The organism is Acidovorax sp. 93, assembly GCF_003633835.1.
GTDB lineage: Bacteria > Pseudomonadota > Gammaproteobacteria > Burkholderiales > Burkholderiaceae_C > Acidovorax > Acidovorax facilis.
Map to the genome: position 1 here is coordinate 97120 of NZ_RBIT01000001.1, position 12744 is coordinate 109863.

General features: G+C 66.8%; 8 protein-coding genes and 1 tRNA gene. All 9 read right to left on the reverse strand.

Features of this window, described 5'->3' with window-relative positions:
* Positions 1-57: 57 nt before the first annotated feature.
* Complete coding sequence (locus tag C8C93_RS00415) at positions 58-2184, reverse strand: hypothetical protein (RefSeq protein ID WP_233559216.1); 2127 nt, start codon at positions 2182-2184, stop codon at positions 58-60.
* A gap of 101 nt (positions 2185-2285) precedes the next feature.
* Positions 2286-2930 carry an OB-fold-containig protein gene (locus C8C93_RS00420; RefSeq protein WP_121505540.1) on the reverse strand — a complete coding sequence of 215 codons (645 nt, stop codon included), beginning with the start codon at positions 2928-2930 and terminating at the stop codon, positions 2286-2288.
* An 83-nt stretch (positions 2931-3013) separates the two neighbouring features.
* Positions 3014-3412 (reverse strand): hypothetical protein, encoded by a 399-nt coding sequence (locus C8C93_RS00425; protein ID WP_233559217.1) that lies wholly within the window; start codon positions 3410-3412, stop codon positions 3014-3016.
* A complete protein-coding gene (locus tag C8C93_RS00430) occupies positions 3409-4140 on the reverse strand; it encodes a PspA/IM30 family protein (RefSeq protein ID WP_121505541.1) in 732 nt (243 codons plus the stop codon). Before C8C93_RS00430 ends, C8C93_RS00425 begins: the two co-directional genes overlap by 4 nt.
* Before the next feature lie 63 nt (positions 4141-4203).
* Positions 4204-4620 (reverse strand): YjfI family protein, encoded by a 417-nt coding sequence (locus tag C8C93_RS00435; protein ID WP_121505542.1) that lies wholly within the window; start codon positions 4618-4620, stop codon positions 4204-4206.
* 250 nt (positions 4621-4870) lie between these two features.
* Positions 4871-4945, reverse strand: a tRNA-Arg gene (locus C8C93_RS00440).
* A gap of 54 nt (positions 4946-4999) precedes the next feature.
* The gene (locus C8C93_RS00445; protein ID WP_199726961.1) at positions 5000-9442 is read right to left on the reverse strand and encodes a translocation/assembly module TamB domain-containing protein; all 4443 of its coding nucleotides are present in this window, start codon (positions 9440-9442) and stop codon (positions 5000-5002) included.
* A gap of 14 nt (positions 9443-9456) precedes the next feature.
* Positions 9457-11412 carry an autotransporter assembly complex family protein gene (locus C8C93_RS00450; protein WP_121505543.1) on the reverse strand — a complete coding sequence of 652 codons (1956 nt, stop codon included), beginning with the start codon at positions 11410-11412 and terminating at the stop codon, positions 9457-9459.
* Positions 11413-11545: 133 nt separating this feature from the next.
* Positions 11546-12733 (reverse strand): VWA domain-containing protein, encoded by a 1188-nt coding sequence (locus C8C93_RS00455; protein ID WP_121420979.1) that lies wholly within the window; start codon positions 12731-12733, stop codon positions 11546-11548.
* Between the last annotated feature and the right edge of the window lie 11 nt (positions 12734-12744).

Below are 12744 nucleotides of genomic sequence, written 5' to 3' on the forward strand. Positions count from 1 at the left end.
TTTCGGCTCGATAACAACCTGAATTCCTTACAAAAAAAGCGCAAGCAGCTATGGTTTTTATTTGCGCAAGCTCTGCACCAGCTGCTGCAGCGCCTGCTTTTGGCCATCGGTGCCCTGGGTGGCAATGCGGGTCAGCAGGGCCGAAACGCTCAGGTTCTGCAGCTCGCTGGCTGATCCGCCCGCAGCGCCGAGGATCTGTTTGAGGTCGTCCACGACATCCCGCTCGCCGCTTAACTGGTCCTTGAAGGCGACCTGTAGCGTCTGGCTCTTGCCCACCGTGGCGTCGATGCCCTTGCCCACCGACAGGGCGCGCACAAAGCTGTCGAAATAGTCACCCTGGCCGCCCACGATGTCGATCTTGGCGTTTTGCAGCGCTACGCCCAGCACCTCGGCCTGTTCCTTGGCGATGGCGGTTTGCGCCTCGATGCCCTTGAGGGTTTCGGTGTGTGCGCGCTCCAGGCGCATGCGATATTCCTCGTGCTCGCGGGTCTCTGGACTCATGGCCTTCATGGCCTCGAACTTTTCCTTCAGGCCGCGTGCTTCGGCGTTGAACTTCACGTCGATGTTGTGCGCCTCGGCGTCGCCCATCTTGGCCAGGGCTTCGGCATCCACGGTGCGCACCAGGGCTTCGGCCTGGCCGACCTTTTCTTTGCCGGCGGCTTCGGCTTCCATGCGGGCTCGCAGGCCCACGGCCTCTGCCTGGGCCTGGGCTTCGATGACCTGGGCCTCGGCACGGCCCACTTTTTCCTTGCCGCTGGCTTCGGCCTCCATGGTGGCCAGCTTGGCGCTGGCGCTGGCCATCTGCACCTTGGCTTCGGCCAGGCCGGGCGCTGCGGTCAGGGCTTCAATGCCTTCGGCATCGCGCTTTTTGGCTTCGGCATCGCGTTCGGCCACCTTCAGGCGGGCATCGGCCAGTACCAGGTCTTCGGCGGCCTTGTGGCGGGCCTTGCGTTCCTGCGCCTCGGCGGTCTTCACTTCCATGATGACCTTTTCTTCGGCAGCGGCCTCGGCGCCAATCACGATGGACTTGCGCGTGCGGTCGGCCTCTGCCACTTCCCGCACTTCCTTGATGGCTTCTTCCTGCTCGGCCACCGTGCGTTCGACCACGATGCGCTCGCGCACCACGTCGGCGATGGCCTTCTTCTGCACTTCCACAGCCTTGTCTTTTTCAATGCGCTGCAGCGTCACTTCCTTCTCGCGAGCCACCACTTCCAGTTCTTGTGCACGGGTTACGCGTTCCTGTTCGATCACCACGGCGCGCTTGCGGTTGTTCTCGGCCACCTCCTTTTCGCGCAGCACGTTTTCCTGCTGAACAGCGAGTTGCTGCTCCGACTGCAGGCGCGCCATTTCGGAGCGGGTGCGCTCCTCGGCCTGGATCTTGGAGGTTTCGGCTTCTTCGCGTGCCTTCACGGTGGCTACTTCGCGGGCCTGGCGGGCGGTGGCGTCGGCCTGCTGGCGCTCTAGCTCCAGCAGGGCTTCCTGTGTCTCCACGTTTTTCTTCTTGATCTGCATTTCCTCGTTGCGGCGCAGCTCGTTGGTCACCACGTGTTCCACGGCCGTGAGCTGGGTGATCTTCTTGATACCTTGCGCGTCAAGGATGTTGTTGGCATCGAGCTTGGACAGCGGCGTCTGCTCCAGGTAATCGATGGCCGCGTCTTCCAGCACATAGCCCGAGAGGTCATCGCCAATCTGCTCGATGATCTTGTCGCGAAAACGGTCGCGCGCCTGGTACAGGTCCACAAAGTCCAGCGACTTGCCGACGGTTTTGAGCGCCTCGGAGAACTTGGCCGAGAACAGGTCTTCCAGAATCTCATGGTTGGAGGCGCGCGCGCAGCCAATGCCCTGGGCCACGCGCAGCACGTCCTCGGCCGTCTTGTTCACCCGCACGAAGAACTTCACCTTGATGTCGGCGCGGATGTTGTCCGCGCAGATCAGGCCCTGGTCGCCAGAGCGGTCGATCTCGATGGTCTTGACCGAGATGTCCATCAGCTCGGCCTTGTGGATGATGGGGTAGACCATGCGGCCGGTGAAGGTGACTTCGGGCTCGGAGCGCAGGGTGTTGATGATGAGCGCGTGGCCTTGCTCCACCTTGCGGTAGAACTTCGCGAACATGGCGAACATCGCCAGGATCAGGAAGACAAGGACGCCAACGGCAATCAGGATGACCATGAAGGATTGCTGCATGAGAACGCTTTCTGCTGAAAGGGTTGAATTGAAGAGAACGGAAGATCAGGGACCGGCTGGCGCACGGTTTTGGTTGTCGCAAGCCATGGGTGGCTGCAAGGTCACGCGGGCGGCAGCGGCATGACGAGGTAGCGGTGGCTGCCCGAGTCGTAGTCGGTGATCAGCGCGGTGTCGCCGCGTTTGAGCAGGTTGGGGCTGGGCGACCACACGCGGATATTGATGCTGGCGCCGCGCTGGGCCACCTCGGCACGGCCCTGGCGCTCGTCCACCACGCCGGTCAGCACCTTGCAGGTCTGGCCCACCAGCGACGCATTGGTTTGCGCCGTGTGGCTCACAAACAGGCCTCGCAGCGGCCGCACGATGCGCGCGGTAATCACCAGCGACAGCGCGGCCGACACCACCAGAATCACCAGGCCCGCCAGCCACCGCAGGATGTCCGTCGGGATCCACGCCTGCAGCGTGACGCCCGCCATGCACGACAGCGTCCAGCCCACCAGCACCAGCAGGCTCACCACAATGGAAAACGGCACCCCGTTCAGGCCGAAGGCCACCACGTAGCTCGCAATGGCGCCCAGGTCGTCGGCGCTGGCATCGGCATGGGCCTCGATGTCCAGGTCAATGCCGCTGGACTCGAAATCGACCATGCCCACAATGGCCAGCAGCCAATACACCAGCACCACGCCCAGCAGCACGGTATAGATGGCGGTCGGAAACCCGGTGGCCGCAGCAACAAGATTGGCGAACATGAAACTCCCTCCTCCTCGTTGTGTTGGTTCTTGATCGAGGATTGCTTGTTTTTGATTTTGTTTTTTTGCGAGTCGGTGCCGTGTCAGGGCCTCATCTCGCCTTTGCCTTTGCCCCTGCGGGCCGCCTTGGCCGGGCCGGGGCTGGGGGCAACTTGCGGCACTTGCTCTACAAACGCAATCAGCTCGCGTGTTGCCGCTTCCTTGATGCCCAGCCGGTCGTCGGGTGCCAGGCCGTAGCGGCTGGCCAGCACGGTGTAGTCGGCGGTGTCCAGCGTGACCGTAAGCCGGGGCCGCTTGGGACGCGCCGCCACAGGCAGGTTGAGCACGCTGCGGATTTGTGTGGAGGTCGACACGTTGGCATGGAAGGCCGCGACCCGGATGGCTTCCATCACCGCTTCCTCCACATCAAAGGCCACCTGCACGGCACGCAGCGCGGGCTCGGAGCCCTGCCACCGCACCGGCTTGCGCGGGGCGGGGCTCATGGCGTGGCCGGGGACGTGGTGGTGCCCGCAACGGCAGCTGCTTGGCGGGCACGAATGCGTTCCATCACCTGGGCGGCGCGCACCTTGTCGCTGTCGCCAATGCCCGCGTCGGCCAGCTTGCGCTCCAGCGCGCGGTGGCCAAACTCCTGGTCCAGCTGTTCCGCCGCCGCCATGCGGTCGGCCAGGTCTTCGTGGCGCTTCTTGATGCGCTCCAGCGAATCGCGGGCGCTGGTCAGCTGCGAGCCCGTGGCGCCAATGCTTTCCGAAATGCTCTGGGTGGCGCGGTACACGCTCTCGGTGGTCTTGGCGATGCCAATCTCACGCTCGTGTTCGCGCACGCGGGTCTCTGCGGCGCGGATCAAGTCCTTGAGCCGCGACACCTGCATGGCGTAGCTGGCATGGGCCTGGGTCTGCGCGTTCAGCTCCGTCTCCAGGCCCGCCACGCGCTCGGCCACTTCCAGCGCCAGGTTCTCCTGCGCCTTGTGCAGCGCCTGCACGGCCAGGTCTTCGTGGCGCAGCAGATCGGCCTTGATACGCTCAATGTCGCGCGCCGTCTGCATCTGTTTGGCCATCACGCCCGTGAGTTCGGTCTTGGCCTCGGTGATGCTGGCCTTGGCGTCGATGATTTCCTGTTCGTAGATGCGCGTGGCATTGCCATCGACCACGCTCTGGCCCAGTTCGCGGGCGCTGCCGCGCAGCAGGGTGACGAGTTTCTTGATGACCGACATGGTGTTCTCCTGTCAACGTCGAAAGATCATGAAAAAAGGGGACTGCGAGGGGGGGGCCGCCGTTCAGCGCAGAAATTCAGCCAGCGCATCCAGTGCATCCAGCGCGTTGTCGCTGAGCACCGCCACCTCGTGCGCCACGTCTTCAGCGCGCGCCGCACGGGCCAGCGCACCCACCAGCACAAAGCGCCCATCCACACGGCCAAAGGCAGACAGCGGCACCGAAGGGTTCAGGTCCAGCAGTGCTTCCATCAGCTCGGCGCGCCGCTCGGGGCGCACATCGGCATCGGTCCACAGGTAGCACAGGCATATGACCTGCATGTCCGAGCAGGTCACAAAGATAGGCAGCTCATCGCGCCCCTCGATGCTGACCTGCACCACAGGCACATCCCCTGCGATGGGCTGCAACTGCACCGCTGCGCCGCCCATGAGTGCGGAGGTCAGCACGTCCAGGTTGTTGAGTTGTTCCAGCAAAGTGGGCACAGCGTCTCCTTCATCACACGGGTGGGACAGGCGGCCGGGGAAGATCCGTGTGCCTGCATGGATGGGGAGAATAGGTGCGTTGACATATCATGTCAATCTACACATTTGTGACCAAATGCAAACGGCGATTGGATAGCGCAGCTCGATGGCTTGGTGCGCATTCTGCAGGCTGCGGCTGCAGTGTTGGCTATTGATTAAATAGCTGCTAGCGCTTATCCACCAAGCGCTAGAGGCCATTTCGCCATGAATTTGGTCCCCTCGACAGGAATCGAACCTGTATCTAGCGCTTAGGAGGCACTCGTTCTATCCATTGAACTACGAGGAGCAAGACAGCCGCGCATTGTAGTGGGCACGCGCACGCCCGCCGGAGTGCGCAGCCTCAGTCGTACTTCACCGTGTAGATGATGTCCACCGCGCTCTTCTCGCCCGTTTGCCCGCGCAGCGTGAGGCTGCGGGTAAGGTCGTAAAAGATGTACAGCGTGCCCAGCGTGCCCGACAAGCTGCGTTCGTAGGTCACATACAAATCCTTGGACAGGCGTTTGCCGAAGGTGAGGGCGGCGGCGCTGGCGTCTTCGCCTGTGGTGGCGCTGCGAAAGCCGATTTCGTCCAGGCCGATGCGGCTGGCGATGTTGGCGCTGGTGTTGCCGCCGCCACGGCGGCCCAGCAGGGCCAGGGCGGCCTGCTGCATGACGGCGGCTTCGGCGCCGCCTGCGGAGGCGTTGCGGCCCAGGACCACCCACGAGAGTTTTTCGGCATCGGGCAGCTCGGGGTCTGAATACAGCTTGACGCGCGGCGCCTGGGCGCTGCCGGTGACCTGCACCCCTGCGCGCACGCTGATGTTGGGCCGCAGCGCCAGGATATCGAGCGAGGGGTTGTTGTAGGGGCCGTTGAAGCGGATGAGCCCCGTCTCCACGTCCAGCATCTGGCCCCAGGCGCGGTAGCGGCCTTCTTCGGTGCGCACCTCGCCGGTCACGCGCGGCGGGGCGCCGGGCACGGCGCTGCTGCGGATGTCCACCTCGCCCGTCAGCCGCGTGGTGATGCCCTGGCCGCTCAGGGCAAAGTCGCGCCCCAGGTTCAGGGTGATCGCGATGTCGGGGGGCTTGGCGGTTTCGGCCTGCGCCGCTACCTGGTTGGCCTTGGCGGCGGCCTGGGCCTTGGCCTGGTCTTCGCGGTCCTTGGCAGCAGAGCGCACCACCACGTCGGAGCCCAGCGTGGGCGCGGTTTCGTCGGGCAGGATGATGGTGGCGCGGTCGGTGGTGAGCTTGCCGCGCAGGCTGATCTGGCCTTGCTGAAGCTGTGCTTGCAGCTGGCCCGACACGCTGATCTGCCGGTCGGCCCGCACCAGCACCTGTAGCGCTTTGGCCTCGGCCTGCAGTGACATGGTTATGCCTGATAGGCCCGTGGCTGCGGTTGCGGTGGCGCTGTCGCCCCAGCTCACGCGGCCAGTAGCGGTGAGCATGCCTCCGTCTTGCGGGGCGGCCGTGCGGTTGCCGCTGAAGCCTGCAATGCGCGCGCCACTGCCGCGCCCGCCCTGCAGGCGGAACTCGGTGATATTGAGCTGGTTGCCTTGCAGCGTGGCGCGCAGGCGGCCGCCCTGCAGGTCTACGCCATCGACCACCGAGCGCACGGCCATGTCGTCGGCGCCCAGCGTGCCGGCCCAGCGCGGCGCATTTCGGGTGCCTGACAAGGTGGCGCTGGCGTCCAGCGTGCCGCGCACGCGCCAGCCGGGCGGGGCCAGGGCCGACCACACGCCCACGTCGGGCAGGCGCGCGCGCAGGGTGCCGGCCAGGGGTGCATCGGGCGCCCAGGTGAAGGGCGAAGAGGTGGCTGGCGAAGAGTTGACGGGCGAGGAGGGGCTGGCGCCCGCAGCGGCGGAGGCGCCGGGCGCTCCGGGTGTGAGACGGGTGCTGACGTTGGCCTGCACCTCGCCCGCCCGATCGCTCGCCCAGGCGAGTTGGGCCCGCAGGGCTTCCCCTTCGATTTCGACGGTAACTTCGGCCTGGCGCACACCGGCGGCGGTGCCTGCCCCTGCACCGGATGCAGCAGCTGATGCCGAGGGGCTTGCCGAGGCCTCGGTGGCGATCACCGCCGTGGCGCCTGCGCCCGTGCCCTGGCCGCTGCTTTGCACGGCGGTGATGGTGGTGGCGTCGCCCGCCAGGATGCGCAGGTCGCCACTGGCGCGGCGCAGGCTGGCGCTGGCACGCAGGGGGCCTTGGGTGTTGTCCACTTTCCATTGCCCGTCCAGCACGATGCTGGTGGCCAGCCCCATGCGGGCCAGCAGCGGCTGGGCAGGGCGGCCTGCGGCGGCCGGGGTGTTGCCCAGGCCCAGCGCGTCGACCCAGGCCATGGGCAGGCCCTGCACGGTGCCCTGGGTTTGCAATTGCACAGGGTTCGCGTCGGTGGCCACGCGCAGGGGCTGCCAGCGCAGCACGGCGGTGCCGGGCAGGGGGCCGGTCAGGCGGGCCTGGCCTGCAGTGGCCAACACGGTGTAGCCCGCTGTTGGCGAGCGTGTACCGGTGGTGGCGCGTGCGGTGATAGATACAGGCTCGGCCAGTTGCAGCGTCCAGGGGCCGGGGCGTGCTGTGTCTTGTGCCACCAGCCGCAGTTCGCTGATCTGCACCTGCGCCCCTTGCGTGGGTGTGGCCAGCCCGACCGTGGCGCGGGTTTGCAGGGCCAGCCGCTGCATCTGCTGGGGCTGGGATGCATTCAGCCGGGCTTCGCCATCCAGCGTGAGCGTGGCCTGCGCCAGGGTGCCCGAGAGGCCGGCCTGCACAGCGCGCAGTTGCACGGCGGTGGCACCGCCGCCCTCGTCTTTACCGGGAGGCAGTGACAGGTCCAGCAGCGAGGTGGAGAGCTTGGCTTGCAGCTCGAAGGTGGCTTTGTCCGATGGTGGCGTGTTGCCCGCGCGGCTGGCGTTGGGGGATGTGCTGTCGCTGGTGGTTGCGGTGGCGGCTTGCAGTTGCCGGGCCGCTGTCTGCCAGCCACCTTTCCATCGCGCGTTCAGCTGCACGGCGCCTTTGGCGGTGGCACCCCGCAGGGATTCATTCAAACGGGGGCCTACCAGCGGCAGGCTGGCCAGCCAGCGTTGGGTTTGGTCCACGTCGGTCCATTGGACCTGCAGGTCGCCCGCACCCGCCTGGGGCGCCAGGCTGCCTTGGGCGCGCGCTGTGGCGCCGGGCACGGTCAGCGCAATCTGGCCCTGGCCCGACAGATCGCCGGGGGCCACACGCAGGTTGGTGGCTTCAATGCGGGCCTGCAGGGCGTCCAGCAGCAGGCGATCCAGCTGCAAGGTGCCGCCGGGCTGGGTGGGTGACGGGGGTTGCCAGCTACCTTGGGTGGTCAGCGTGTTGATGCGCAGCAAGGCGGGGCGGTTGGTGGGAGTTTTGCCGGAGGCGGCGGTGCCGGTGGCGCGGATATCTGCCGTAAAGCGCACCACGTCGCCCTGCATCTGCGCGCCCACGCGGCCCGCCAGCGGGGCGGCTGCCCAGGCGGTGTGCAGGGCGTCTGGGCGCAGGTTGCGCAGTTCAGCCTGGCCCTCCAGCGCGCCAGTGCCAGGGGTGTAGCTGCCTTGCAGGGTGACTGCGCCGGTGCCTGTATTCACAGTGGCGCCGGGCACCGTCCAGCGGGTGCCGTCGTAGCTGGCATCGGCCTGCAGGGCGGTGATGGGCAGACGGGCCTGGTCCCACGGGCCTGCCAGTTCGTTGCGCAGCTGTGCCTGCAGGGACCAACCAGTGCTGGCTGTTGCTCCGCTCCCGGTGGGCCCGGCCTGCACGGTGCCATGCAGCCGGGTGGTCGGGGCCTGGGGCCACAGAGCTGCCAGGTTGACGGCACGCAGCGTGGCCTGGGCCGATTGCAAGGGCTGTGGGGACCAGGGTGCCAGCGTGGCCTGCAGGTCGGCCTGCATGGGTTCTGCGGCGGGTGGTGGCGGTGCTGCTGGTTTGGCGGTGGGTGGTTTGGCAGGGGCAGGGGGTGGCTGCGTGGGCCCGGCCTGGGCGGCGGTGGGGCTGATGCGCGCCTGCAGCTGTAGCTGCGCTGCCGCTGTGGCCAGCGTGCCTTGCAGGGTAGCGTGTGCACCCACCTGCAGGGCGGTGGCGCCGCCGGGCACGGCGGCGCTCACCGTGCCGTCCACAGTGGCGTTCAGCGCCATGGGGGCCTGGGCCTGCAGCGTCAGCCGCGCGGTGTATTGACCTTGGGCCAGCGCCACGCTGGCGATGTTCAGGCGGTGCTCGCGCCCGTCAAAGCGGTAGTCGCCGGCCAGGCCCTGGGCTTCCACGGCCGGGGCACCCGCCCATTGGATCTGGTCTACGCGGAACGGCACACCGATCTGCAAGGGCAGCACCAGCTGTGTCAGGGGCGTGGGTGGCTCTGCACTGGGCTGGCTGCCCAGTGGCGTGATCTGCACGCGTGCGGCATGCACCTCGCCCAGCTCCAGGCGGCGTTGCAGCAAGGGGGCCAACTGCCAGCCCAGGCGGATGTCGGTCACCTCGACAGACAGGCTGGGGCTGCGCCAGCGCAGCCAGCCAATACGCCCCCCGCTGCGCAGTGATCCGGTGACCTCGCGGCTCTCCAGTTGCTGGTTGGCGGGCAGGTACTGCGCCGCGCGCGCCAGCGCCAGGGCCAGCGAAGTGCTGCTGCCTGCCCACCACCACACGGCGGCTGCGGCAGTGATCAGCAGCGCAATCATTGCGACCAACAGCCAGCCCAGTGCACGCAGCGCACGGCGGCCACGTCGTGGCGAAGGGTGCTGGCCACCCTGGTGGTGCGATGCCCCTGCGCTGAAATCGGAGGAGCGTGCGCGGGGTGTCGGGGAGTGGGGGGGCATGGGTGCAGCGCTCATCAGAAGCTGAACCCCAGCCGCAGGTGCAGTCGCACTTCCTTGGTTTTCACGCCATAGGCCAAGTCGGCCTGCAGCGGCCCCACAGGGCTGCGCCAGCGCACGCCAGCGCCAATGCCCACGCGCGGGTCCAGGTCGCCCAGGCGGTCGGCCACGGCGCCAGCATCCACGAACAGCGTGCTCTCCCAGTCGGTCATGGCGCCCTGGTAGACGATGGGGCGCTGCCATTCGACGCTGCCCACGGCCAGGTAGCGGCCGCCGTAGAGCTGGCCGTTGTCGGTGCGGGCGCCGATGCTGCGGTAGCCGTAGCCACGCACCGTGGTGTCGCCCCCGGTCAGGAAGAGTTGGGTGACAGGGATTTGCGCGCCATCGCGCGCCAGCACGGTCCCGCCCTCTGCGCGCAAGGCCACGCGGGCACTGCGGCCCACGCCAGCGGCGTCCTGCACGCGGCCTGCGGGGATGAACGACTGCCAGCGCAACAGGGTGCGCACAAACGGGTCGCGCTCAGGCCGCAGCGTGGTGCCCAGCCCCAGCTCCACGGCGATGCCATGGCCGCGCGTGGGGGCGGTGGCGCTGTTGAAGTAGCGGCCCGTCCAGCCGTAGTTCACGCTCAGGGCCGTGCTGGTGTCGGACGGCGACTGCACGTTGGCGGCAAGCCCCTGGCTGTTGGCGTAGTCGTACTGCAGGAAGTAGTTGCGGTCGATGTTCTTGGTGCTTTTGCTGCGGCCATAGCGCACGCGTCCGCTGTTGACGTCGTAGTCGCCCGTCGCCTCGCGCTGCAGCTGGGCGCCTGCAAACCAGCGCCAGCCGTTGTTGTTGGGCAGGTCGGTCCATTCGCTGCTGGCGTGTTTGGTCTCGCGGTCCAGCGAGAGCTTGCTCACCGCGCGCCAACCGATGACGGGCAACTGGTTGTGGATGTGCTCCAGCGACAGGCGCGCGCCGCTGTCCGTTGAGAAGCCGGGGCCGAACACCAGCTTTTGCATCGGTGCCTCACGCACCTGGGCCACCACGGGCGCGGCCTGCGGGTCAGTACCCTCGGTGTCGAGCGTGAGGAACACCGAATCGTAGTAACCGCTGCTGGCCAGCCGCAGCTGGGCGTCGAGCAGTTCGGCCTCGTCATACACCGCACCTGTGGGCAGGCGCGCCAGGCGCCGGGCGCCGTCGGGGTCGTAGCGCTGGCTGCCCTCTACCCGCAGCGGCCCGAAGCGGTAGGGCGGGCCGGTCTCGTAGGTTACGCTGAGTTTTGCCGCGTGTTGGTCGGCATCGATCTCGGCCCGGCTGCTGGCGATGCGGGCGGTGGGGTGCCGGCGCGCCTGCAGCTGGCGCAGGCCGTCGTTCTTGGCCGAGTCCCAGGCAGACTGGGTGAACGGCTGGCCCGGCTGCAGGGACCAGTTGCGCTGCACGCGCTGCTGCTGGCGGATGCTGGCGCTGGTACCGGTTTCTTCTGTTGGTTGCTCCGCGCTGGAGCTGTCCGTACCGCCCGTGTTGCCCGTGAAGTCGATGTCCGCGCTGGCAATGCGGGTCTGCGGGCCGGGCTGCACCGTGACCACCACCGTGCGCGGGGCAGCCTTGCTGTCGGGCGTTTCGGTCAGCTCCACCGTGATGGTGGGTGCAAAGTAGCCCATCGTGCCCAACAGTTCGCGGGCGTTGGCATCGGCTGCGCCCAGCAGGCGCTGCAGCTCGTTGGCGTGGAGATCGGGCAGGTGGCGAAAGCGCTGCAGCTCCAGGTGGCGCTCCAGCGTCTCGCGCACGTTGGCGGGGGCGTTGACCTGAACAGCGAAAGAGGGCGTGCCCGATTCGGCAATGGCCGGGGTAGGCGCCGAGCCTGTGCTCTCGCTATCCTCACCGCGCGGCAGCAGGCTGCAGCCCTGCAGGCACAGCGCGCTGAAAAGCAGCAACGCCGACCATGGGGCCGGCGTTGACAAAAGGGCAGTGGGGCGCAGGACGCGAAAAGGCACGGCAGGAGAAGGTGGTTTGGGTGGTTGGGGCTGGCTGCAAAACCGGCCCACCGCCACTATGCACCGAAAATCAGCCCGGTCGTGTCAGACAGTTCCGCGCGATGGGCTCCAAAGCGCTGGGGCCCCATCCCGCCTACTTCGACAGCAGTCGCATGGTCTCTTCCAGCCCCTTGAGCGACAGCGGGTACATGCGGTTGCTCACCAGTTGCTGGATGATGCTGATGCTCTGGCGGTATTGCCACACGCCCTGGGGCTCGGGGTTGATCCACGCAAACTTGGGGAAGGCGTGCGTGAGGCGCTGAATCCACTCGGCGCCCGCTTCCTCGTTGTTGTATTCCACACTGCCGCCGGGCTGCAGGATTTCGTAGGGGCTCATGGTCGCGTCGCCCACAAAGATCAGCTTGTAGTCTTTGTTGTACTTGCGGATGATGTCCAGGGTCGGAAACTTCTCGGCAAAGCGGCGGCGGTTGTTCTTCCACATGAAGTCGTACACGCAGTTGTGGAAGTAATAGAACTCCAGGTGCTTGAACTCGCTCTTGACCGCGCTGAACAGCTCTTCCACCCGCTGGATGTGTTCGTCCATGGTGCCGCCCACGTCCATCAGCAGCAGCACCTTCACGTTGTTGTGCCGCTCGGGCACCATCTTGATGTCCAGGTAACCCGCGTTGGCGGCCGTGCTGCGGATGGTGTCGGGCAGGTCCAGCTCCAGCTCATGCCCTTCGCGCGCAAACTTGCGCAGGCGGCGCAGGGCCACCTTGATGTTGCGCGTGCCCAGCTCCTGCTGGTCGTCGTAGTCCTTGTAGGCGCGCTGCTCCCACACCTTCACCGCGCTCTTGTTCTTGCCCGCGCCACCAATGCGCACGCCCTGCGGGTTGTAGCCGCCGTGGCCGAACGGGCTGGTGCCGCCCGTGCCGATCCACTTGCTGCCGCCCTCGTGGCGCTCCTTTTGTTCTTCGAGGCGCTTCTTCAGCGTCTCCATCAGCTCGTCCCAGCCCATCTTCTCGATGGCGGCCTTTTGCTCGGGCGTGAGCTCGTTTTCCAGGATCTTGCGCAGCCAGTCGGCCGGGATCTCCTTGGTGAAGTCGGCCACCATCTCCACGCCCTTGAAGTAGGCGCCAAAGGCCCGGTCGAACTTGTCGTAGTGCTTCTCGTCCTTGACCAGCGTGAGGCGCGAGAGGTTGTAGAAGTCGTCCAGGCTCCATGCGTCATCCGACTTGGGGCCCACCACACCGGCCTGCAGGGCTTCGAGCAGGGTGAGGTATTCCTTGACCGACACGGGCAACTTGGCCGAGCGCAGGGTGTAGAAGAAGTCGATGAGCATGATTTGGGCCT

Coding starts and splice junctions, on each gene's coding strand:
- C8C93_RS00420 (WP_121505540.1), bottom strand. CDS start 2,930: ATGTTCGCCAATCTTGTTGCTGCGGCCACCGGGTTTCCGACCGCCATC.
- C8C93_RS00415 (WP_233559216.1), bottom strand. CDS start 2,184: ATGCAGCAATCCTTCATGGTCATCCTGATTGCCGTTGGCGTCCTTGTC.
- C8C93_RS00430 (WP_121505541.1), bottom strand. CDS start 4,140: ATGTCGGTCATCAAGAAACTCGTCACCCTGCTGCGCGGCAGCGCCCGC.
- C8C93_RS00425 (WP_233559217.1), bottom strand. CDS start 3,412: ATGAGCCCCGCCCCGCGCAAGCCGGTGCGGTGGCAGGGCTCCGAGCCC.
- C8C93_RS00445 (WP_199726961.1), bottom strand. CDS start 9,442: ATGCCCCCCCACTCCCCGACACCCCGCGCACGCTCCTCCGATTTCAGC.
- C8C93_RS00455 (WP_121420979.1), bottom strand. CDS start 12,733: ATGCTCATCGACTTCTTCTACACCCTGCGCTCGGCCAAGTTGCCCGTG.